General features: G+C 32.9%; 22 protein-coding genes. 1 reads left to right on the plus strand and 21 read right to left on the minus strand.

Translation table 11 applies throughout. From position 1 onward, the window contains the following. Positions 1-133: 133 nt before the first annotated feature. The 9 genes from FS935_RS03765 to FS935_RS03805 all read right to left on the minus strand — a co-directional run bounded on the left by FS935_RS03765 (position 134) and on the right by FS935_RS03805 (position 9,181). Positions 134-1,405, minus strand: coding sequence for a Glu/Leu/Phe/Val family dehydrogenase (locus FS935_RS03765; protein WP_146946174.1), 1,272 nt, complete (start codon positions 1,403-1,405; stop codon positions 134-136). 420 nt (positions 1,406-1,825) lie between these two features. Continuing rightward, positions 1,826-2,410, minus strand: a complete 585-nt coding sequence (locus tag FS935_RS03770; protein ID WP_146946175.1) for a genetic competence negative regulator — start codon at positions 2,408-2,410, stop codon at positions 1,826-1,828. A 123-nt stretch (positions 2,411-2,533) separates the two neighbouring features. After that, a complete protein-coding gene (locus FS935_RS03775) occupies positions 2,534-3,457 on the minus strand; it encodes a MerR family transcriptional regulator (protein ID WP_146946176.1) in 924 nt (307 codons plus the stop codon). A 126-nt stretch (positions 3,458-3,583) separates the two neighbouring features. Next, on the minus strand, positions 3,584-4,348 hold the full coding sequence (locus FS935_RS03780; RefSeq protein ID WP_240050811.1) for a metallophosphoesterase: 765 nt from the start codon (positions 4,346-4,348) through the stop codon (positions 3,584-3,586). 385 nt (positions 4,349-4,733) lie between these two features. Beyond that, a complete protein-coding gene (locus tag FS935_RS03785; protein ID WP_146946177.1) occupies positions 4,734-5,201 on the minus strand; it encodes a DUF2663 family protein in 468 nt (155 codons plus the stop codon). Positions 5,202-5,341: 140 nt separating this feature from the next. Further along, positions 5,342-6,043 (minus strand): LysM peptidoglycan-binding domain-containing protein, encoded by a 702-nt coding sequence (locus FS935_RS03790; protein ID WP_146946178.1) that lies wholly within the window; start codon positions 6,041-6,043, stop codon positions 5,342-5,344. Further along, positions 6,036-6,632, minus strand: coding sequence for a CPBP family intramembrane glutamic endopeptidase (locus FS935_RS03795; RefSeq protein ID WP_240050803.1), 597 nt, complete (start codon positions 6,630-6,632; stop codon positions 6,036-6,038). Before FS935_RS03795 ends, FS935_RS03790 begins: the two co-directional genes overlap by 8 nt. Positions 6,633-6,635: 3 nt before the next feature. Then, positions 6,636-8,123: a RecQ family ATP-dependent DNA helicase gene (locus FS935_RS03800; protein ID WP_146946179.1), complete on the minus strand. Its 1,488-nt coding sequence runs from the start codon at positions 8,121-8,123 to the stop codon at positions 6,636-6,638. Further along, positions 8,120-9,181: a YpbB family protein gene (locus tag FS935_RS03805; protein WP_146946180.1), complete on the minus strand. Its 1,062-nt coding sequence runs from the start codon at positions 9,179-9,181 to the stop codon at positions 8,120-8,122. The genes FS935_RS03800 and FS935_RS03805 overlap by 4 nt, the downstream gene beginning before the upstream one ends. Before the next feature lie 420 nt (positions 9,182-9,601). Here FS935_RS03805 and FS935_RS03810 point away from each other — a divergent pair, with 420 nt between their 5' ends. Further along, positions 9,602-9,850 carry a ferredoxin gene (locus FS935_RS03810; RefSeq protein ID WP_146946181.1) on the plus strand — a complete coding sequence of 83 codons (249 nt, stop codon included), beginning with the start codon at positions 9,602-9,604 and terminating at the stop codon, positions 9,848-9,850. Between the two features lie 59 nt (positions 9,851-9,909). On the opposite strand, the gene FS935_RS03815 is transcribed toward FS935_RS03810, so the two are convergent. The 12 genes from FS935_RS03815 to FS935_RS03870 all read right to left on the minus strand — a co-directional run bounded on the left by FS935_RS03815 (position 9,910) and on the right by FS935_RS03870 (position 22,712). Continuing rightward, positions 9,910-10,827, minus strand: coding sequence for a M23 family metallopeptidase (locus tag FS935_RS03815; RefSeq protein WP_146946182.1), 918 nt, complete (start codon positions 10,825-10,827; stop codon positions 9,910-9,912). A 299-nt stretch (positions 10,828-11,126) separates the two neighbouring features. Then, positions 11,127-12,314, minus strand: a complete 1,188-nt coding sequence (locus FS935_RS03820; protein WP_146946183.1) for an RsiX family anti-sigma factor — start codon at positions 12,312-12,314, stop codon at positions 11,127-11,129. Continuing rightward, the gene (sigX, locus tag FS935_RS03825; RefSeq protein WP_146946184.1) at positions 12,292-12,843 is read right to left on the minus strand and encodes an RNA polymerase sigma factor SigX; all 552 of its coding nucleotides are present in this window, start codon (positions 12,841-12,843) and stop codon (positions 12,292-12,294) included. Before sigX ends, FS935_RS03820 begins: the two co-directional genes overlap by 23 nt. A gap of 599 nt (positions 12,844-13,442) precedes the next feature. Further along, the gene (locus FS935_RS03830; protein ID WP_146946185.1) at positions 13,443-13,946 is read right to left on the minus strand and encodes a GNAT family N-acetyltransferase; all 504 of its coding nucleotides are present in this window, start codon (positions 13,944-13,946) and stop codon (positions 13,443-13,445) included. Next, complete coding sequence (locus FS935_RS03835; protein WP_146946186.1) at positions 13,943-14,530, minus strand: cob(I)yrinic acid a,c-diamide adenosyltransferase; 588 nt, start codon at positions 14,528-14,530, stop codon at positions 13,943-13,945. The genes FS935_RS03830 and FS935_RS03835 overlap by 4 nt, the downstream gene beginning before the upstream one ends. Before the next feature lie 199 nt (positions 14,531-14,729). Beyond that, the gene (locus tag FS935_RS03840; RefSeq protein WP_146946187.1) at positions 14,730-16,526 is read right to left on the minus strand and encodes an ATP-binding protein; all 1,797 of its coding nucleotides are present in this window, start codon (positions 16,524-16,526) and stop codon (positions 14,730-14,732) included. Further along, positions 16,523-17,245: a response regulator transcription factor gene (locus FS935_RS03845; protein WP_146946188.1), complete on the minus strand. Its 723-nt coding sequence runs from the start codon at positions 17,243-17,245 to the stop codon at positions 16,523-16,525. Before FS935_RS03845 ends, FS935_RS03840 begins: the two co-directional genes overlap by 4 nt. A 354-nt stretch (positions 17,246-17,599) precedes the next feature. Continuing rightward, positions 17,600-18,775 (minus strand): c-type cytochrome biogenesis protein CcsB, encoded by a 1,176-nt coding sequence (gene ccsB / locus FS935_RS03850; protein WP_146946189.1) that lies wholly within the window; start codon positions 18,773-18,775, stop codon positions 17,600-17,602. Positions 18,776-18,795: 20 nt separating this feature from the next. Next, entirely contained in the window at positions 18,796-20,418 is a 1,623-nt protein-coding gene (gene resB, locus FS935_RS03855) for a cytochrome c biogenesis protein ResB (protein WP_146946190.1), read from the minus strand. Positions 20,419-20,435: 17 nt separating this feature from the next. Further along, positions 20,436-20,957 (minus strand): thiol-disulfide oxidoreductase ResA, encoded by a 522-nt coding sequence (resA, locus tag FS935_RS03860; protein ID WP_146946191.1) that lies wholly within the window; start codon positions 20,955-20,957, stop codon positions 20,436-20,438. Positions 20,958-21,050: 93 nt separating this feature from the next. Beyond that, positions 21,051-21,785, minus strand: a complete 735-nt coding sequence (gene rluB / locus FS935_RS03865) for a 23S rRNA pseudouridine(2605) synthase RluB (RefSeq protein WP_146946192.1) — start codon at positions 21,783-21,785, stop codon at positions 21,051-21,053. Between the two features lie 396 nt (positions 21,786-22,181). Further along, on the minus strand, positions 22,182-22,712 hold the full coding sequence (locus FS935_RS03870) for a spore maturation protein (RefSeq protein WP_146946193.1): 531 nt from the start codon (positions 22,710-22,712) through the stop codon (positions 22,182-22,184). Between the last annotated feature and the right edge of the window lie 6 nt (positions 22,713-22,718).

Genomic DNA, 22,718 nt, shown 5'->3' on the forward strand with positions numbered 1-22,718 from the left:
GCCTAAGTTAAAAAAGCACAACATAATTATATAAACAGGTGTTTTTAAAGTAATAAATATGTTTTATAGGCAAACACAAAAATCTCCTATCACAAATGATAGGAGATTTTCAATTAGTTTGCAAATGATAAACTTAAATCCATCCTCTAAATCTAGATGCTTCAGCCATTTTACGTACTCCAACCATATAAGCAGCTAGACGCATATCCACACGTCGATTTTGACTTGTTTCATAAATATTATTAAATGATTTAACCATTACTTTTTCAAGTTTTTCTTCCACTTCTTCTTCTGTCCAATAATAACCCTGGTTATTTTGAACCCATTCAAAATAAGATACAGTTACTCCACCTGCGCTTGCTAATACATCTGGAACTAATAAGATTCCTCTTTCAGAGAGGATTCTTGTTGCTTCAAGTGTAGTAGGACCATTGGCTGCTTCTACTACAATACTAGCACGAATTTTATCCGCATTTTGTTCAGTAATTTGATTTTCAATTGCTGCTGGAACTAAAATATCGCAATCTAATTCAAGAAGTTCTTGATTTGTAATTGTATCTTTAAATAATTTCGTAACAGTACCAAAACTATCACGACGATCTAATAAATAATCTATATCTAATCCTTCAGGATCATAAAGACCACCGTAAGCATCTGAAATACCTACAATAATTGCTCCTGCATCATGCATAAATTTCGAAAGGAAACTTCCTGCATTACCAAATCCCTGCACAACCACTCTTGCACCTTCAAGCTTAATTCCTTTTTTCATAGCTGCTTCACGAATACAGATGGTTACACCTTTTGCTGTTGCAGATTCTCGTCCATGTGAACCACCTAAAACTAATGGCTTACCTGTAATAAAGCCCGGAGAATTAAATTCATCAATACGACTGTATTCATCCATCATCCAAGCCATTATTTGAGAATTTGTAAAAACATCAGGTGCTGGAATGTCTTTTGTCGGCCCAACAATCTGACTGATCGCTCTAACATATCCTCGGCTGAGGCGCTCTAGTTCTCTAAAAGACATATCTCTTGGATCACAAACAATGCCACCTTTACCCCCACCATACGGTAAATCAACGATTCCACATTTTAAACTCATCCAAATCGAAAGTGCTTTCACTTCTTTTTCAGTAACATTAGGATGAAATCTAATTCCACCTTTAGTTGGACCTACTGCGTCATTATGTTGAGCGCGGTAACCAGTAAATATCTTTACTGATCCATCGTCCATCCTAACAGGAATTTTTACAGTCATCAATCTAATTGGTTCTTTCAATAATTCATATACTTCTTCAGGATACCCTAGCTTATCAAGGGCATTATGTATCACCGTTTGTGTTGATTTTAACACATCTAATTTATCATTTTGTGCATCGGTGTTTTTCTCGGCTACCATTAAAAGTTAACCTCCTAAATCTAATCAGTGAATGAAAGAATGTCCACCTTTCAGACATTAGTATACACTTTCATATGAGTTATGCAAAGAAGAAAAAGCATCTTTTTAAAGTTTTTTACAACGCATACGCGATCATTTATTTCTTATCACTTTTCTATAACACTAGAATAATACCTTTTCAATATTACTAAGACATACTTTTTAAAAATCCTTATAAAACCAATAAGATGGTCAGTATACCTACATTCTAATATTCCTCTTACATTATTGAGGATGGCTGTGAAGAAGATATCTTCACAGAAGGTTCAGGTTGTAAATTTCTATGTAAGAAAAGCAACCGATTACTTCGATTGCTTCGTATAATAGTATCTCGTATCAATCGTGAAAATATGAATATAAGTGATAAAAGCAAAAAGAAGTTTACCAAAAATGATGATGAATTTCTTCAATTGCTTTCTGTTCAATAATCACTTTTCCATATTCTTTTAATCTATGGACTGTTAGTGTTGATGGATTGCCATACTCAGCTAAAATTGCTACTAAATCATCAATATCGAATGGTTGGTCATCGGTTAAAAGTAAATAATACTTTTCTGAATAGAAAATGATCATTCCATCTTGGACTTTTTTTGTGAAAAGATAGTTTGACACCTGAATGATATCTTCAAACGAACTAAATTCATATATAACATCAAAGTTCTCATCTAGTTTCACTTGCATTTCAATATATTCGTCAGAAAAATCATCATCCAATTCAGTTGCTTCTTCACTATGAGAAACAATAATAACCATCCCTTGAGCATGAAGTGAATATACTTCAACAGCTATTGGTCCATGCGCCTCAAAGCCCAATTCAACACTTGCTTCATCCATCATATCTCTAAATAGTTGTTGAACCTTTAATGAATCTTTCCAGAGATCTTCTTTTGTTAATCCTCTATCTCTTAAATCATCTGTGGTTAAGAATATTTTAATTTTATCATAGTTCAGTCGCTCTAGCCGCATCCCATACCCTCCTGCCGTGAGACCGCTCTATATATAATCATAGTATGATTTTTATACGAGATGGTTCTAATATTTTTTACAGTTTACACTTTAGGACAAATTTAGACAAGTTAAAAGCATTAATTATTCCATTCCTATTTTTCCCTTAAGCCAATTTCCCCATTGCTCTTTATTACCACCTAGAATATGTGCTTGGTATGGAAAAAGGGTTTCTTCAGATATCTTAGAAAAACCTTTACCACCAAGACCTATTTTCAGTCGCTCGTATTTAGATGAGAGATGATCAACAAGTTCAAATGTTTTCTTTACATTCTTCACTAACGTACATGATAAAAAGAGAAATTCTGGTTTTACTTCTTCAATAACAATATCGATATCGCCCTCTGCAATACTTGCACCTAAATAAATGACTTCAAACCCTTTACGTCTTAAGAATAGAGTAAATATTAATAAACCTAGCTCATGAGTTTCATCTGGTCCACAAACTGCAATAACCTTTGGCAATAACCCATCTACTGGTAATGTATGCAAAATCATCCCAATGCGCGAGCGTAAAAAAGAAGAAGCAAAATGTTCATGCGCAGAAGTGATTTTTCCAATTTCCCACATATCACCGATCTTAACCAGTAACGTCCCGAGGATCTCGATGACTACTTTATCAACAGAATAAAGGCTAAAAGCTCTATTTAATAATTCATGTGCTGAATTCTCATCAAAGGTTAGAAGTGATTGTAATAGCTCGTCCATTAAATCTAGTGAATGATCTTGTTCGGCAGACTTTATTTTCAAATCGGTTTGCTCATTTAGCGACAACGGGTTTGTTTCAAGTAAATTAACAGCTTGACTGATTGTAAATCCTTTATTAACTTTATGAATAAGCCACTTTAAAATTTTTATGTGATTTTCTGAATACAATCTGTGTCCTGATTCATTTCGTACCGGTGCGATCATATTATATCTACGTTCCCAAGCTCTTAAGGTCCCAGCTTGAATTCCTAGCATCTTGGAAACTGCTTTTATATTATATTTGCCTTCTTGAATCGACATTAAAAATCCCCCATTAGAAAAACTCTGTATGAAAATTATATCTAATTGTTATCCTTGTGTAAACTTTGTATAACAATTGAATAACCATGCTTAACAAAAGCATGGCTTAACTTAATAATAATTCTCCTATTTAGTCCCTTTTATTTTAATATAGTGTGCCTCAGCTGGTGCACCTAATCGTAACGGGATTAAGGTTGTTCCATATCCATTACTTATTAACATTGTTGCCTTTTCTAAGTAGTGTAAACGACCTTTTTTATACATACCCAGACCAAAAATCCGAATTTGTCCACCATGTGTATGACCACTTAAGATAAGTGATATTTGATCTTCACTTGAAATTTTATCGTATATATCTGGGTTATGACTCACTAAAATTTTAAATCCTTCAGAACTAGCACCTAATGCATGCTCCAACCTATCTCGTTTTTCACTTAAATCCTCGACTCCAAGTAATATTATATGATCTCCTTTATGAGAGGTGAATGTTATAGCAGTGTTATTGAGAAGGATAACTCCACTTTCATTCAGCACATCCTCAAGGTTTTCTTTTCCTACTTCATAATCGTTGTTACCAAATACAAAATAAATGGGTGCAATATCACTCAATGCTTTAATATTTTGTCTAACTCTTGTTAAAGGAACTCCAGATTCTACTAAATCTCCGCCAATAATTATTACATCAACTTTATTAGGTATTTTTGCGATTAATTTATTTGATAAAACTCTTCTATGAATATCAGAAATAAAAAAAACATGCAAGTCATCAAAACTGTCTGGATATGATTCAAACTCAACTACATTTGTTGTTAAATTATTTTCGTTACCCTTTATAAACATGAACAAAATAACAAGTCCAGTTATTAATATAAAAATAAGAACACTCAATATGATCAAAAAATCACCCCAAATTAGAAATCAGTAACACACTAGTCAGCTAAAGGTAAAAAACTTATGTTATTATATAACAAAAAAGCCAATCATTTCTATTAAGTAAGATGAAATGTTGGCCTTTTTTTCATATATATGCGATAACAAACTGGTTGAAATAAATAATGACGTCTAATAGTAACAATCTTTCAAAAAAAGTGCCTTAATAAAAGCTCTTTTCTAAAAAATGTTGCAAATTGTAGTTATAAGGTGCGATTCGTAGGAAAAAATATCCCATTAGACTTTAAACTGAGTTGTTTCCATCATGATTCTAAAAACAACAAAGTTTAAGAAAACAGCCTTTATTTAAAGGAATTTCGTTTCTTAAACTATTCATTAAAAAAATTTATTTACTTTCATGAAATAAGTTAATATCATATTCTTGCTTCATCATTGTAAAAACTTCATGTCGATTTTGCCATGGAGTTGGCTGTGGCCATAATTCTGCACTTTTTCTAATTACTTCACATCTCAGATTATGGTATTCCTTCTCAGCTTTATCTTCCTTCTTTTTGTAAAATTGGGCAGTTGCATACCCACTAACAATCAGTAATACAACAAAAACATGAAATTCTTCATCAAAAATCGAACGAAGAACAACTTCAATTTGTCCTCCCGCTGGCTTTATTAGAAAAGCATATAAATAAACGACAAACCCCATCAGTAAGAGGAAAGTGATAAATTGAGCTTTAAAGCATTTCTTTTTATAAGCATCAAATTTCCTTTTTCGGTCTACTAAATTTTCCAACATTTTTTTCGTAGGAGCATCAGTATGATCCTTTAATAACTGAATTCTTGTTTCAATCTTAATCACTTCCCTTCATACCACTTTCAATAATACTTGTTACATTGTATGAAGTTGTCCTATTAGATATGATGTTCTTTTTCTTTTAGAACAAATAAAAAAACTCCCACTGTTTGAAGTTTTATACACAGTGGAAGTTATGACGCTCATTATTTTAATGGTATCTTAAGAATTTGTCCTTCGTAAATATCGTTTCCATTTAGATCATTATACTGACGAATAATGTCCTCGCCAGTACGACTATTATAGTATTTTATAGCAATTTTAAAAAGTGTTTCACCAGCACCTACTTTGTGCGTGATTATATCTCGATATTCTTGCTCATTTGAATTTGTTGATGCAGATTCAGTGTCAGTTTTCGTTGTATTAGGTATCTCACTATCCTCAGGCTGCTTTTCAACTTGTTCTTGTTCTTCCTCTATCTTTTCTATTTCTTCAGTAGCTACTTGATCTTCTGTTTGAGAATCAGCTTCTATAGTTTCATCAGGTTCATTTGAAACAGTTTCTTCTGCCTCGATAGCTGTTTCATCGGTTAATGTTGAATCATTATTATCATTTTTTTTCGGGATATAGATCGTATCGTTGCCAACTGTTTCTTCATTATCTTTAGAAGTTCTGCTATCATCATTATAATAGAGATAAAATGAAAAAATCAAAACAGGAACTAAGCAAAAAAACAAAGCTAGTAAACTAATAATCGGGTATTTCAATTTTAGTTTTGATTTTTTCTCTTTGTTTTTGTGAACTTCACCACGTGGTGGATAATCACCATGTTGCTCTTTATAATCATCAATCATCTTTGTACGTAAATTTTCCGCTTGATCGGTTCGTTGCTTTCCGGTCTCACTCATCATGTTTCACCTCATTTACATATTGAAGTCTTATTTGTATAGCAAAAACTAAATCGATCAAAAAGTGAGCGATTATTGTTGTATATAAGCTACCCGTAATGTCATACACAACACCTAATAAGAAGCTTATCGTCACAACCATAATAAACAATAACCATTTAGAGAGATAGCGAAAATGTAATATAGCAAAGATAATACTAGCTATCCAAATTCCTAAATTGGTTTGAAGAACACCTCTAAACAACAGTTCTTCTGAAAATGCTATAAGTGCAGTTAAAAAAATGATGTGAAGAATAGATCTTTTACTAAAAATTTTTTCATTAATTCCACCATCATCAACTAAATCACTTGGAGATACCTTAAAAATAATAAAATCTACAATAATGACAAGTAACGCAACTCCTATTCCATAATAGATAAATGTAAGGTTTTTGTACTCAAATAGCTCAAAAAAACTTTGAGGACTATTAAAGAGAAACACACTTAAAACTAAAGAAAGAACTAGTAATAACAATTGCGTAAAGTAAAGATTTTGAACGATTTGTTTGTCTGTTAAATGTTTAATAATTTCATTCTGCTTTTTAAACAAATTTTACTCACTCACCCTACGAAAAATCTCATCCAACTCTGCTACCCAATTTATAACAGTGGTTTGGTAAGAGTTTTTCTCACTACTTATGAACAAATCGTAGGAAACCCCACAACAATCACAGCAATTATCTTGAACAACTTCTAAATTTTCGTCAAAATATGCTAATAACTGTTTTCTTCTACAGTCAGTTGTGGAAATCCATTTGGTCATTGTATTTAATTTATCATGTTTAATTAGCACTCTTTTTTCAATTTCATTCCATATATACGAAATCATTTTTTCCGGCTCAAGCGAATGATTATGATAAATATTTTCGATATATCTGCATTGAGTATCAGATAATCCACACATTTCAATAATCTTATCACTAGTAAGAGGTATATGTTTATTTTCTTCTAAAAAGTAAACAGTTTGATACAATTTTTCATAAGAAGGAAATTCTGATTCAACAAGCAATTTTGGAATTTCATAATCATTATCAGTTACTAATGTAATAGCAATACTTGGTAATCCATCACGACCAGCTCTACCTATCTCTTGCATATAAGATTCAATTTGTGATGGAAAATGAAAATGGATAACATACCGTATATTTTGCTTATTAACGCCCATTCCAAATGCATTTGTACAACAAACAATTTTCAATTGATTATATAGAAACTGCTGCTGAATCAAAATACGCTGCTCTTGATCCATTCCACCATGATAATACCCTACATCTCCAACACCAGAATCCATTAGGATTTGCGCTAATTTCTCCGTCCATAATCTACTTGAGCAATATATAACTCCAGGTCCCTTTAGGTTTTGAACTAGCTCCACAATTCGTGTTATTTTCTCATTCATTGTAGAAAGCTTTTCAACGGACAAAGAAATATTTGACCTATTTATTGAATAAATATATTCCCTATGTTCACTGCTGAATTGTAAAATTTCTTTTATATCTAAAATTACCTCTTTTGTTGCTGTAGCAGTTAATGCCAAGCAGGGAGGGTTTTTCAATTCACCTCTTAGTTCACCCAATTTAGCATAATCTGGACGAAAATCATGTCCCCATTGTGAAATACAATGCGCTTCATCTACGACGAATAAAGAGATATTAGCTTCTTTCAACGCATGTCTCACATAATCGATTTGAAGCATTTCTGGTGATGCATAGATATAACGATACTGTTGAATGCTTTCAAGATGTAATCTTCTTTTATAAATAGGGGTTGTACTGTTCAGTGCGATAACACTTTTTTCGCCTCTTTGTTTTATTTGTTCAACCTGATCTTCCATTAGTGATAAAAGTGGGGAAACAATTAATATTGGTCCTTCTAAAAAGTACCCTGGTAGCTGATAACATAGTGATTTACCACCTCCAGTAGGTAGCATAGCAATTACATCTTTTCTAGCTAAAATATTTTCAATAATTTCAAGCTGACCATTTCTAAATTCTGTTAAATTGAAGTTTGTTTGCAGAGCCTTTTCTAGCAAATGTCTCATTCTTTCCTCCCCATCAGAGCATATACAAGCCTTATTTGAAAATAACTAAAGTTGCTATCTAAAGCTTCTCTAACCCTTTTCAATTGATGAGTATTTAATTTAGCAATCGTTTGCTTTATAACTAGATAGTCTTTTTTACTTAAAAAATTCCAAGGCTGAAAATGTTTGTCATGTAGTGTGATTTCGACTATATGATCTTCTATTGTACTTTCTTTTAATCTACGTATACTCGATATCTCAGAAATACTTTTACCTTGTAACAGATAGTTCTTGGTTTTTTTGCTTGAAGAAGTCAAAAACTCTGTTTGAAATTTATCTTTTATGATTTCATTAAACAAAGGAAATTGATCTACTTTTAATTGTTGAAGCTCTATGCACGAATGAATAATACCCCAAAACAAAAGATAAATGTAATGTGAATCCTGTTTTTCCTTTACAGCTATCTGTTCAAAAGTCAGACCGATTTTTTTACTGGCAGTTAGCTTTTGTACAAAAATTACTGCGCCCCTATCAGATTGCTCTTGAAGAGCTTTATAGATCTCCGTATAGAGGTTTTTATTTAATTCTGTTTTCGACATCTTAATATGTCTTAAGAACATCTTTACCCAATCCAAATCATCTTGATTTTTCGTAACAGGTAAATAATCCTTTCTTTCATAAGCAACATTTGAAACAACTTGAACAAGTAAAGAAAGCCTTCTCCAGAAAAGTCTCCCAATATCACCATAATTCCATCCATGGATATTATTAGGGAAAGGACATTGCTCTAGTCTTGTTTCCAACTCTATCCTTCCCTTTTCGGTTACAATCAATTGGTTATCAGGTATTCGTACTATTAATCCTTCCTTTACCATATCATGCCAAGCAGCATTTGTTTGCACACGTGAAAGCCAAGGAAATATACTAAACATATGAGAAACATTAAAAAGTTTCCCATCTTGAATTGTTTGTGAAGATTTTTTCCCTTTAAGTAAATGATAAATAGCGGAGGCAGATCTTTCTCCATTAAATTGCTTTAAGCAATAAAGCAAAACGATATGGAAATAACTTAGTTTCATTATACCACCCTACAATGTTTGACAATATTCGATCACATATTATATTTTAACAAATTTATGGACAACGATATATAATTAATCCTTTTTATCCATTGTTTTCTTTACTCTTTGTAAAAAGTGTTATTTCGAAAAGGTTTTTAGTTATTAGAAATGACTAATTGAGTGATGAAAGAAACTTTTTCTAGAGCATCTTTTGAACAATTAACAACGTCATATCAGAAAAAAACTTTCACAAACATTACAAACCCAGGTGTGATAAGGATTCTCAATAGAGTTTTTTATTGAAATGTCCTAAAAACCGATTTACAATACTAAATAGGAGACAATATTAGTGAATGATATCTTTTAGGTAAGGAATCACTCAATTAACCATTTCTACCATATTATGATATGGTATTATACATTCAGGAGGTTTGTTTAATGGCAAAATATACAATAGTAGACAAGGACACATGTATTGCTTGTGGCGCTTGTGGAGCAGCTGCACCCGATATCTATGATTATGATGATGAGGGTATCGCATTTGTAACTCTAGATGACAACCAAGGAATTGTTGAAATTCCTGATGCACTTGAAGAAGATATGATGGATGCATTTGAAGGCTGTCCAACAGACTCAATAAAAATTGCAGACGAAAAATTTGACGGTGACGCTCTAAAATTTGAATAGTCTCTAATAAAACCCCCTCTTTTATAGAGGGGGTTTATTATTTGCAAATGAGTTTCTTCTTAATTATTCTCATTAATAATTAATACTTGTTCAGGATAAATTATCTCATTATTCAATTGATTAACCGTTTTTATTGATTCCGGGCTTACACTAAATTCCTCTGCAATAGAAAAGATTGTATCTCCTGATTGAACGACATAACTTTGGTCATTAGTTATGTGCACAGTGAGCTGTTGATCAGGATAGATTGTATTACTATTTAAATTGTTCCATTTCTTCAGAGAATTAATAGGTATATTATGAGCAAGAGATATAGCCCATAATGTGTCACCTTTTTCAACTGTTATCAATTTTGTATCGTTTTCATCATGAAGATCACTAACAGGCTTTTCTGGAGCAAAAGTTGGAACTTGCTCTTCTTCTTTACTTTTAAGCGTATCATTCGCTGATTTTCCTTTTGACTGAACAACTGGATCACTTGGCAATTCAAATACAAACAATGGATCTAACGCGTGTTCCTTGTCATATGTCCATTCACCTTTATGTAGTTCAAAATGCAAATGAGTTCCTGTAGAAATCCCTGTATTGCCGATAATGCCTATTATTTGACCTTTTTTCACTTGGTCTCCTTCTTCTACCAAACGCTTATGTAAATGAGCATATACTGTCTCATATCCTTCAGGATGATTAATAAAAACAACATGACCATATGTATCTGAATAATAAGATTTTGTTACTTTCCCTTCTGAAACAGAAACAATTTCCTCTCCTTCAGGAGCAGCAATGTCAATTCCTTTATGCTTCCCTTTACGAGTACCAAATGTGTCAGTAATCTTACCATCTACTGGCATAACCCATTGATCTTCTAGTTCTTCTATGTATGTTTGTGCACTTGCACTTTGCGTGCTTAATAAAATGACTCCAGTAAAGAGTCCTAATATAAAAATCCCTATTATTTGTATGATTTTAGCTTGCATTTTTCTCCCCCTACTTCATTTTTGGACTATTTTCTAGTTAACCCTGCTTTAACATAACTTAAAGATTAAGGTTATAACGTACTATCCATCTTGTACAAAAACCTCTCATCGTATGCTTAATTGAGGCAAATCTATACGACAGTTCTGCTAAACATGCTAAAGATAGGTGATACATAAGCAAGTCTTTCTTTTTACCACATCGTCAGTCTATGTATGTCTCTCTTAAAAAAGAACAACAATAGTTTAGAACATTATCTTCCAAACTATACACAAAAAGAGACTCAACATTTGAGTCTCTTTTAGTTTATATTAATTGGATTAGGTGAAAATGGGACTTCTACTGGTTTCGTTACATCCATATTTCCTATCTTATTTATGCCAATGCCATTGAACTTGACTTCCTCAAACCCAAAATCTTTTGCTGTTAATAAAATAGCTTCAAGCATTAGTATATATTGCTCAGTATTTTGAAAAGAATCACCATTACTAAATTCTATTTGTATTTGTGTATCATTTTCAGTGATCAAGATATTTGACAGTTGTTCCACAACAGATGGATATAGTTTCTTGTCAGGTATACCTGTGATCATTACCTCTATTGCCTCATCTATCGTTAAAAAAGATTCTGGTGAAGGAACAAGTAATTTCGACGTTTTATCACTATATTGATATATAAAATAAGCCTTTTGTCGATTTTCTTGAATAGCCATTTCATACTGTATTCCTGTATTACCAAATTCTATTCCTGCATTACTATTTGTCTTAAGTTTGACTGTATTAACTCCTATCCAGCGAAATGTTTCTTGGATCGCTTCTTTATAGACAGTCTCTGACATCGAACTTGACAATATTGGTTTACCAGTATAATCAAGAATAATTTCTTCTGGATTTTCCTGTGGTAAAATCTCTGTGTTTTGTAGTTCGAAGCTAACAGGTCCAATCTTTTCAATTAAATTCTCTACTAAGATCTCCTGTATTTGTTGTGGTTGGTTAAGATGTTCTTCACTCACACTTATTGGAATAATATACTCTGCATTTGCTGCTGTTAAACCGATCGTTATTGTCTGACTTCCATCTTTGAAGGGAGTGACAAATGTTTCTTGAACATTATTTTCAAGGTCCGCAAGCTTTACCTCAGTATTGTCATTTTCTTGCACCATAATACTTGACTCTCGCTTTGACTCATCTTCTTGAGTATTAAGTGAAATTTCCTCTTCTCCACTTGAACTTGATGTTGCTTTATCCATACTACTTTCTTGATTAGAAGAAGAAATTTCTTGAAACAGATATGGAGAAAACAAAATGAAAATAAACATTGCTGCCACAGTTGCAAAAGTTGGAGCAATCCATGTTTTTGACTTTTTACGGTTTTGCTGTTTATTTAATATACTTTGAAAAATATCTTCTGAACTCCTTTTATCTTGAACATGGGGTAACTGTCTTAAGATCTGTTCGAGCTTTTCATCATTCCACTCCTGTCTTTTCAATAGGAAACCCCTCCTTTTCAGAAATACTCACTATATGTTTTTGTAGCTGCTTTATAGCACGATGCTGAGTTGTTTTTACTTTGCTTACTGACCAACCCAGAACATCTGCTGTTTCAGAAATAGATAATTCTTGAACATAACGCAATATAATGACAGTCCGCTGATCTATTGTACAACCATTAAGTGCTTTATATATCCATTGAACCTGTTCATTTTGGAGCAAGACTTCATCAGGAAGTGGTTGATGTTCATCTTCAATTTGTTGTTTTTCCCAATCAAATTTTTCAAAAATTCTTTGTCTAACTGTTTTTTGTTTACGAAACCAGTCAATTGCAACATGCCTTGCAATAGAAATTAACCAAGTTTTTTCACTGCTTCGACCTTCAAACTTATCATAGGATTTTAATACTCGTATATAAACCTCTTGCACTAGGTCTTCTGCCTGTTCACGACTTTTGACCATATAGAACAAAAATTGAAAAAGATCTTGATGATATTTTTCATAAATTCTTTGAAAGGTATCCTCCATGAATGCCCCTCCATTCTCTTATTTAGTCGTACAATGAAAAGTAAGGTTACATTAATTAATAAAGAAATGAATCTGTAACAACTATGTAATAATATGTAATATCCTATTTTACTTTACCATATAAACTACTAAACTCGTAGACCTATTTTATTCAATGATAAATTGATGAATAAACACCTATAAGAGAAATTGCTACGTTAAAATAGGAAATATGTGGGGGAACTTTTCTTGGAGAAAATGCGGCTGGGATATACTTTAAAGAAACCACTCATAAAGACAAAAAAACTAAATTATTCTAAAATATTCAATACATAATACTGTTTTGCATTAATCAGTTAAAGTTTTAAAAAAACAAGTTCGTTCCATTGCACTGCACACCAGAATTCGCTGGGGAGGAAGCTATAAGCCTAGGAGTTAAGTGTCTCCCACTTTCATTCCACTAACGCTAAAAAAAGTATGCAAAATCCATTGGATACGTCAAATAGCCCGAACAATTAGGGAGATATTAACCTGAAATATCACCTAATCATTCGGGTTTATCATACGCTTAAATACTTTATTTCATTTTGTTATCTCTCGCATTAGCATATAACAATTGGTCAGGTAATAAAACACACCATATGTTCTTCATCATAATAGTTATCATCAATTTTTAATGCTTTTCTTTCTAATGCATACACTTGAAATCCTAATAATTTATATAAACTTTTAGCTGTGTTATTTTCTGTTACTACTGTTAAATAAATTTGTTCAATTGTCTTTAAATTTCTTGCTTTTTCTAACGCATTTACCATTAATGCTTTACCAATACCTTTTTGTCTGCTTTCTTCAGAAACATACATCGCATAAATTGTAGCACGATGCTGAAGTTTTCGTTTACTTTCTTTAACTAATGTAACTGTACCAACAAGTCTATTATCTGAAAATGCTCCAAATATAAAGGTCTCAGTAGATTGAAGACGTTTTTCAAAAACAGAAAGAGGCAGAACAACTTCTTCTTCATAGCTTGATGAAAAAGCTTCGGGATTATTTTTTAAAGCTTTAAGCCTTAATGAGCGATATATGTCGGCATGTTCAATCGTTAAGATTTTTATTTCACTCACTTTTCACCTTCTGCTTTTGATGATTTGTTTTTAAAAACTAATGCACTTCGCTCATACTCAACATCATTTATACCTAATCGATAATTAATAACACGTGACACCGCAAAGAAATAGTCAGATAATCGATTTAAATAAGTGAGAACAATGTTATTAATTTCAGCCTCTTTTTGTAATGTAACTGTACACCTTTCTGCTCTTCGTGTAACAGTTCTTGCAAGATGGATGGCTGCTGCTGCCGGACTTCCTCCTGGCAAAATAAAACGTTCAAGTGCAGGAGCTTCTTTTACATAATGATCAATTCTCTCCTCAAGGAAAGTAACCATATTTTCTGTTGTTTTATACGGATATTTTTCTTTAACAACTGCCAGATCTCCACCACAATCAAATAATTCATGCTGAATTCTTTCAAGCTCATTATAAATATCTTCAAACTGTGAATCTGTAAGTAATGTCATTGCCTGACCAACAAAGCTGTTTGCTTCGTCAATTGTTCCATAAGCTTCAACTCGTAAATGATCTTTATCAACTCGCCCACCAATAATACTTGTTTTTCCGCTATCACCTGTTCTTGTATATAAATTCAATCTATTCACACTCCTTCTTTACTATCTTTATTAAACCATGAGGACCAAAAGAGGTAAAACATTTAATGTTTCTTTACCTGAAATAAAAAATCATCAAAAAAGCTTATAGAACGAAATTCCATGAAGGTAAGATCGCCTATAAGCTTAACAATTAAATACTGAAAAATGTTTCTTATGAAACAAGATTGTTCGGCAAATTTTATTCGGATGTTGGCATATTTAGGGGTAAAAAGAAACTAAATGTCGTACCTTCATCTATTTTGCTATGAACCTGGATTTTCCCTTTATGTGCTTCAATAATATTTTTTACAATTGCCAGCCCAAGACCTGTACCCGCTCTTCCTCTTGTTCTTGCTTTATCTGCCTTATAAAAACGCTCAAATACAAAAGGCAGGTCTTCTTGAGGAATTCCACTTCCAGAATCTTGTACACTTATTGTAAGACCATTATCAAGCTCCTCAACTTCTATCTTTACTGTTCCATCTTCTGATGTGTGCCTTATAGCATTATCAATTAAATTCGTTAATACTTGTTCTATTCGATCTGGATCTAGTAAAAAATCAGGTTTATTTATACTCACATCTGCATCTAACGTAATTTTCTTATCTTTAGCAAGTCCTTGAAATTTCCGATTAATCTTATCTATAAATTCTGTTATCGAAATATCCTCTAGATTTAGAGAAATATGACCTGCTTCCATTCTCGCTAAGTCTAATAAGTCATTCACTAATCGTCCCATTCTAAGTGATTCATCATGAATAACTTGAGCTATTTCTTTCTTTTCATCATCCGTGCTTGCAATATCATCTACAATGGCCTCACTATAGCCTTGAAGCATTGATATAGGTGTACGCAATTCATGGCTTACATTCGCAATAAAGTCTTTACGAAGCTTATCTAGACGTCTTTCCTCTGTCATATCTCTTAGAACGGCTACTGCACCTCGAACATGAGACTGATTATACAAAGGACTCATTAATATAACCCAACTTCTCCCTTGAATCATAATCTCAATTACTTGCTCTTTCTCAGTATTTACAACTCTTTGAAAAAGCTCTTGTGCTTCTGGTGGTAGCTCCTTGCCAAGTTCAATCTTCATTTCCTGCTCATAATACCACGCTTGTAAAAACCTCTCTGCTGGAGGATTCGTTACTAGTATCGTTCCATCAATATTCAAAGTAATAACACCATCTGCCATGCTACTTAATATATTGGTCAAATGTTCTTTTTCCTGTCTTAGAGCATTAATATGAAATTTTAATTGTTTCCCCATTTGATTAAAGGCGATACCAAGCTCTCCAATTTCATCATTTGACATGATTGGTACCTTTGTATCAAATTTACCCTTCGCTAGCTCCTGTGCTACCTCTCTCATCTTTCTAAGAGGGTATGTAATCCTCGTCGATAAGAAAAATGCAAAAATCGTTGTTAAAATAATGGCAATTCCAGCTGCTAATATTATAAATTTTGTTGTATGCTTTGTTGTATCATGAACAGCAAGTAAAGACTGAGAAATGAAAACAGCACCATTTTTTGTATCTGAAACTTTGTATGGCACTCCAACTATAAGAACCTCATCTTCACCATTTACATACTGCTCACCAGAATCAAGATTTGTTCGTTTACTTACTTTTTTCTGATTTTCTAATATTTTATAAAGATCTGGATCATTTTTTATATCTTTAAAATCGAGATGTGCTATTTCATCTGTTTTAATTGGAGATTTCCAGTAATTTGTATCGTCTTCAATAATTAAAATATCAGTCAATTCATCTGTTAATTCCCATGATATTGACATGGCAAGATCTTGATCTTCATGACTTTCTATTATTGCTGAAACTTTAGTAGCAAGCTGTGTTAATTCTCGTTCAGCTTCATCAACATGATAATTCTCAATAAACTCCAGCATTAATATTGTAAGTACAAACAAAACAAAGGAAACGAGTAAAAGAATCGTTCCCCAAAGTTTACCAACTACACTTCTCCAAAGAATCATGTATTGCTTACCTCAAATTTATAGCCAACTCCCCAAACAGTAACAATCATTTTGGCTGCTTCAGGTGAAACCTTACTTAATTTTTCTCTCAATCTTTTAACATGTGTATCAACTGTTCGCAGATCTCCAAAAAATTCGTATTGCCATACTTCTTTAAGTAATTTTTCTCGATCATATACTTTATCCGGAGTTTTTGCTAAAAAGTAAAGTAACTCATACTCCTTCGGTGTTAAACTAACTTCAGTACCATCTGCTGTTACACGGTGAGCATCATGATCAATAGAAAGATGAGGAAATACAATGATATTCTTAGTTTTAGTGTCTGTTTTCAAGTAAGATGTTTGTGATGATCTACGAAGCAATGCCTTTACTCTTAACACTACTTCTCTTGGACTAAAAGGCTTTACAATATAATCATCTGTTCCTACTTCAAAACCTTGTACACGATTTGTTTCCTCACCCTTTGCAGTAAGCATAATAATTGGAGTTGCCTTTTTTTCACGTAGTTGACGACAAACTTCAATCCCATCTATACCAGGCATCATCACATCTAACATAATCAAATCATATTCATTATTTAAAGCCATTTCTAATGCTTGATGACCATCCTCAGCTTCCTCAATTTCATAATTCTCTCTTTCAAGGTACATTCTTATAAGACGTCTGATTCTATCTTCATCATCAACCACTAAAATTTTTGCATATTGGTTCTCTTCCATTAAGAACACTCCTTATGTATGGGATAAATAATATCTTTCTCTTTTTACCCTACTATTTCTAGATATTACACTTATCTTATCAAATTAATAAGGTTCATATAAATAAAGGCTCTTTTCACAAACTTTGTTGCTTATAGATACCAGAAGAATAGTGGCATCTTTTCTTCATAAAATAGTAGCCTTTATGCTAAAATACACTGTTTCTATTGCATATTTTGGTTATATAGCAACAATCTTTCAGAAACGAGCCTAAATAAAAGCCTTCACTGCAAGAGTGAAGGCTTTTATAGCAGTGTTATTACTATTAATATGCTACTTACAGAAATATTCAACTAGTTCTATTATTACAACGTATTATGCGTAAGAATGCAAGCCAGCAATAACTAAGTTTACAAATATAAAATTAAACATAATTATAGCAAAACCAATAACTGCAAGCCAAGCTGATTTCTCGCCATGCCAACCTTTAGAAAGACGAAGGTGTAAATAAGCTGCATAAAACAAGAATGTGATAAGTGCCCATACCTCTTTAGGATCCCAGCCCCAAAAGCGTGTCCATGCAATTTGCGCCCAAATCATAGCAAATATTAGCGCTCCTAGAGTAAAAATAGGGAAACCAATTGCAACTGAACGATACCCGATTTCATCAACAATATCCAAATTTACATTTTTGGTAAGAGGCTGAATTAATGCAGAAATTCGCTTTCGGAATATCAATCTAAATAATCCATAAAGAATTGAACCAACTGCTACTGACCATAGTACCGTGTTTAATTTAACAGCCGAAATAATTGCAGGAAGCTCAACGATTGGTTGGAACCTACCTTCTGTTATTAATTCTCCTTCATTAGGACCGACTAAAGCAGGCATATTAAACATCATAACAGATTCCTGATCTTTCTTATCAATCCAAGTAAATTCAGCGGAATAATCAAGTCCTTTGAATGTACTTGTTACAAGGATAAAACCTAGTGTAATAACAAGAACATACATAATAGCTTCCAGCCAGAATGTCTTTTTTGATGACTTTTTTTGATCTACTACTGTAACAAGATGAATAATACCTGCTACAGCACTAATTGATAGTATTGCTTGTCCCAACGCAGCAGTTGTCACATGAATGTATAGCCAATGACTTTGCAAAGATGGAATAAGTGGACTTATATCAGTAGGAAACATACTTCCATAAGCAATAATTAAAACAACAATTGGTAACGTAAATAGTCCTAATATAGCAACTTTGTATATAAAGAATAAGATAATGAAAGCAAGAACAAGCATCATTCCAAATGCTGTCGCAAATTCAAATAAATTACTCACTGGTGCATGTCCTGATGCAATCCATCTAGTTATAAAATAACCTAATTGTGAAGCAAAGCCAAGAATAGTAGTTGCAACCGCAATAATCGTCCATTTGCTCATTTTATCTGATTTAGAACGTTTATCACGGATCGAACCACCAAATAAAAAGATTGCTACTAAATATATGATAAAAGCAATCTCTAAAAAGTTACTACTAAGCGCAGCCATGTTTTCCCCTCCCTAAAACATTATTGTTTTTCATTTTGATCTTGTGGGATGTTTAATGGCGAGTCGTCCAATATTTTCTTCATCTCCTGTGACAAGCCATACCAATTTTTATTTGTATGTCCTGCTACAAGCACATGACCATCATGGTTTTTTATCCAAATACGACGATGATTCCAGTACATACCTTGAATAACACCAATCATAAAAATTGCCCCACCAATACCTAAGAACCACAATGTCATATCTTTTCTAACAGTTAATGCTGTTAAATCCTTAGTTTCTACACCTTGAAAGATCATCTTATATCGGTTTTGCCCTGAAGGCTCTATATTTTGTTGAATAGCAACAAAACTTGATTCTCCTTCTGGTGTTTCAGGTGTAAACATTTTAAAAACAAAGGCAGGATTATTTGGTATTCTGGTTTTTGTATCTGGGACACCATCTTCATCAAAATAAAAATCAGGAAGATATGTTGCGAGTTGTACTCTATACCCGTTCCCAAGATCATATTCCTTTGCTGGATCTAATAAATCTACTGTTAAATCACCAAAGCTTTCTTCAGTTTCTTTATCTATTAAACTGAATTTCATTTTGTTTAACTCATTTAGCTTATAATCTACTTGGTAAAGTGAAAATGCGTCAAACTTCAATGGCTCATTAACTCTTATTTCTTCTTTTTTTACTTCTTTTAATTCAGGTTCAGCTCCATGTACGATTTCACCTGTTCTTTCGTATAACACCACATTAGATTGGAAATTTTTAACAACAGAACCATCTCCAACCCTGTTAATTGCATCCTCGAACACTTTGTTTTCTTTATCTTTCTCGTAAACTTCCATAATGAAATCTTTGTTTTCCAAGTAATACTGACCTTCAGTACCTGGAATAACTGCTGTTTCCCCTTCTCTTACCCAGAGAACTTCGTCAACATACATACCAGGAACAAAACGAAGCATTGCACCAAATAAAAAGATAATGAGTCCACAATGATTAACATATGGACCCCATCTTGAAAATCGTCCTTTTTCTGCTAAGAGGTTACCATTTTCTTCTCTTACACGATATCGACGAGCTTCAAGCTGTTCTTTAATTTTTAGTGGTTCATAATCGTTAGTTTGTGTAGAGCTATAAAGTCTCTGACGCTTCATAAACGACTCATGTCTAGTTACACCTTGCTTTTTTAAAGCACGATAAAGTGGAATAAAACGGTCTAGACTTGCAATAACAAGTGATATACCAATTGAAGCTACTAGTATCATATACCACCAAGAACCATATAAATTATGAAAACCTAATTCATAATAAAGCTGGCCTAAGAACCCGTATTCATCTTTATAAAATTGTGATGCTGTAGATGTTGGTGGAATATACATCTCTTGTGGAAACACTGTTCCTAAAGCTGATGCTAAAAGTGTTAGAACAATTAACCAGACCCCAACTTTAACCGATGAAAAAAAGTTCCATACCTTATCAACCATCGTTTTTTTGTAAGTTTGCGAGCGTCTAGCAGATCCTTCATACTTCATATCAAGTAATTTTTTAGGTTCATTTTTCTCTTTCTCACCTATTGGATTCCCACATGATTCACATATAAGAGTTCCTTCTGGATTTGCATGACCACACTCACACATAACATTGTTCATGCTGAAAACTCCCCATTTTAAGGTTTAATCTGTTCCATATAATCTCTAATCATTCGTTCAGATAAAGTTCCTGAGGTAATATCGACTACTTTTCCTTCAGGATTAATTAAGAAGGTTGTTGGTAAAGGACCAACACCATATGCATTTAGTACTTGTCTATCTTTATCTAGAATAACTGGAAATGATAGCTGGTGTTTATCGATAAATGTCTGTACAGCTATATTTGACTCAGCAATATTAACAGCTAGTACTTCAACACCTTGATCTTTATAATAAGAATATTGATTATCCATATAAGGCATTTCACGCTCACATGGCTCACACCAAGTACCCCAGAAATTGAGAAAAACTCCCTTTCCTTTGTAATCAGACAATTGATGTTCATTTCCATCTAAATCTTTTAAAACAAAGTCAGGTGCTTCGCTTCCAACCTTAACTCTTTCCTTACTAACAAAAAAGTTTGAATATAATGTGTATCCTAATGCACCAATTAATATAATTAATATAACAGAGCGCATGAGTAAGCGGTTTTTTTTCATTTCTTCATACTCTCCTACTCCTTAGACATTCTAAGTAATTATACCATTAACGTTCAATTTGCTTGTCTAGATTTTTTGAAGTTTATGTGAAAATTACTTTAGCTTATTTCCATGCTGAGCAAGAGATCGTAATTGTTTCACTTCATGTGGAGTTAACTCTCTAGAATCACCTGTAGTAAGTCCATGTAAATTAAGAAAAGCAAACTTTTCACGTTTTAATTTTTGTACAGGATGTTCTATTGCTTCAAACATACGTCTCACTTGACGATTACGTCCCTCATGAATAACAATTTCAATAATACTTGTATTTTTCTTTTTATCTACCGACAATACCTTCACATGTGCAGGTGCAGTCTTTCCATCCTCTAGCATAACTCCTCTTTCAAGCTGTTTAATTTTTTCACGAGTAGGAATTCCCTTTACTTTAGCTACATAAGACTTATCAACTTCATAACGTGGATGCATAAGAATATTAGCAAAGTCACCATCATTAGTTAATAAAAGAATACCTGATGTGTCATAATCTAATCTTCCGACTGGATATATTCGTTGCTTTATGTATGGGAAAAAGTCTGTAACAACCTTCCTGCCTTTATCATCCTTAACAGCAGAAATCACACCGCTTGGTTTATATAAAATAACATAGATAGGCTCCTCACGTTCTAATGGAATTCCTTCTACCTCAACGCGATCATTGTCTGATACCTTTGTACCCAACTCTTTAATTACTTTTCCATTTACTTTTACTTTGCCTTCTAGTATTAATTCCTCAGCTTTTCTTCTTGATGCAACACCAGCATGAGCAATTACTTTTTGTAAGCGTTCCATAACTTTCACCTCGATAATATATTACTGTTTTCATTTTATTTTCACAAGTTTCGACAATTAAGTATAGAAAACAGTTTTATTAGCTCTATATCAAAAAGACACATATCCCTTATGTATCTGTCCTGTTATCTAAAATATCTTATATCAATTTTGAAAAGAAGCAGAAGTTGTCAAAATATGCTTTCCTATCATAACATAATTAATCATCAAAGTACTATCTCTCGTAATAGTTAGTGATACTAAACAGTTCAACTCTAGTCAATTCAATTTTCGTTAACTCTTTGAATGCATTTCACTACACAACAAAAAACTTGGCTAAAGCACTAGCCAAGTTTTTAATTTATTTATTTATTTTATAGTTAATTATGTAGAAGAGGAAGCTGTCAAAAGTCTAACTTATGAAAACATTAACGTGACAACTACAATAGCTGCAATAATTCCTACAACATCTGCTAACAATCCAACTTTTAACGCATCACCCATTCTTCTTATTCCTACTGCTCCAAAATAAACCGTTAGTACATATAAAGTCGTATCTGTACTTCCTTGCATTGTTGCAGCTAACATACCAATAAATGAATCTGGGCCATAAGTTGAAATGATATCAGAAGTTAAGCCTAATGCTGCAGTACCAGAGATTGGCCGAATGAAAGCCAAAGGAACAATTTCAGCAGGAATATTTAAAACTTCAAGAGCTGGTTTCATAAAATTCATTAAAAATTCTAATGCACCAGAGGCTCTAAAAACTGAAATGGCCACAAGCATTCCAACTAAATAAGGAATAATGGAAAACGAGATATTTATCCCTTCTTTTCCACCTTCAACAAATGACTCATATGTTGGAACTTTCTTTAGTGTTCCATAAATTAATATGAATCCAATTATAACAGGTATGATCCATAGAGATATTACACCAATGACACCCATGTTCTA

Origin of the sequence: Metabacillus litoralis, from assembly GCF_007994985.1 — a bacterium.
GTDB classification, from domain to species: domain Bacteria; phylum Bacillota; class Bacilli; order Bacillales; family Bacillaceae; genus Metabacillus; species Metabacillus litoralis.

Bases quoted from the DNA above. Each gene is read 5' to 3' on its own strand.
- FS935_RS03815 (WP_146946182.1), bottom strand. From the start codon at position 10,827: ATGCAAGCTAAAATCATACAAATAATAGGGATTTTTATATTAGGACTC.
- FS935_RS03805 (WP_146946180.1), bottom strand. From the start codon at position 9,181: ATGAAACTAAGTTATTTCCATATCGTTTTGCTTTATTGCTTAAAGCAA.
- FS935_RS03870 (WP_146946193.1), bottom strand. From the start codon at position 22,712: ATGGGTGTCATTGGTGTAATATCTCTATGGATCATACCTGTTATAATT.
- resB (WP_146946190.1), bottom strand. From the start codon at position 20,418: ATGAACAATGTTATGTGTGAGTGTGGTCATGCAAATCCAGAAGGAACT.
- FS935_RS03840 (WP_146946187.1), bottom strand. From the start codon at position 16,526: ATGATTCTTTGGAGAAGTGTAGTTGGTAAACTTTGGGGAACGATTCTT.
- FS935_RS03845 (WP_146946188.1), bottom strand. From the start codon at position 17,245: ATGGAAGAGAACCAATATGCAAAAATTTTAGTGGTTGATGATGAAGAT.
- FS935_RS03790 (WP_146946178.1), bottom strand. From the start codon at position 6,043: ATGAGTGAGACCGGAAAGCAACGAACCGATCAAGCGGAAAATTTACGT.
- rluB (WP_146946192.1), bottom strand. From the start codon at position 21,785: ATGGAACGCTTACAAAAAGTAATTGCTCATGCTGGTGTTGCATCAAGA.
- FS935_RS03770 (WP_146946175.1), bottom strand. From the start codon at position 2,410: ATGCGGCTAGAGCGACTGAACTATGATAAAATTAAAATATTCTTAACC.
- FS935_RS03800 (WP_146946179.1), bottom strand. From the start codon at position 8,123: ATGAGACATTTGCTAGAAAAGGCTCTGCAAACAAACTTCAATTTAACA.
- FS935_RS03765 (WP_146946174.1), bottom strand. From the start codon at position 1,405: ATGGTAGCCGAGAAAAACACCGATGCACAAAATGATAAATTAGATGTG.
- resA (WP_146946191.1), bottom strand. From the start codon at position 20,957: ATGAAAAAAAACCGCTTACTCATGCGCTCTGTTATATTAATTATATTA.
- sigX (WP_146946184.1), bottom strand. From the start codon at position 12,843: ATGGAGGATACCTTTCAAAGAATTTATGAAAAATATCATCAAGATCTT.
- FS935_RS03810 (WP_146946181.1), top strand. From the start codon at position 9,602: ATGGCAAAATATACAATAGTAGACAAGGACACATGTATTGCTTGTGGC.
- ccsB (WP_146946189.1), bottom strand. From the start codon at position 18,775: ATGGCTGCGCTTAGTAGTAACTTTTTAGAGATTGCTTTTATCATATAT.
- FS935_RS03775 (WP_146946176.1), bottom strand. From the start codon at position 3,457: ATGTCGATTCAAGAAGGCAAATATAATATAAAAGCAGTTTCCAAGATG.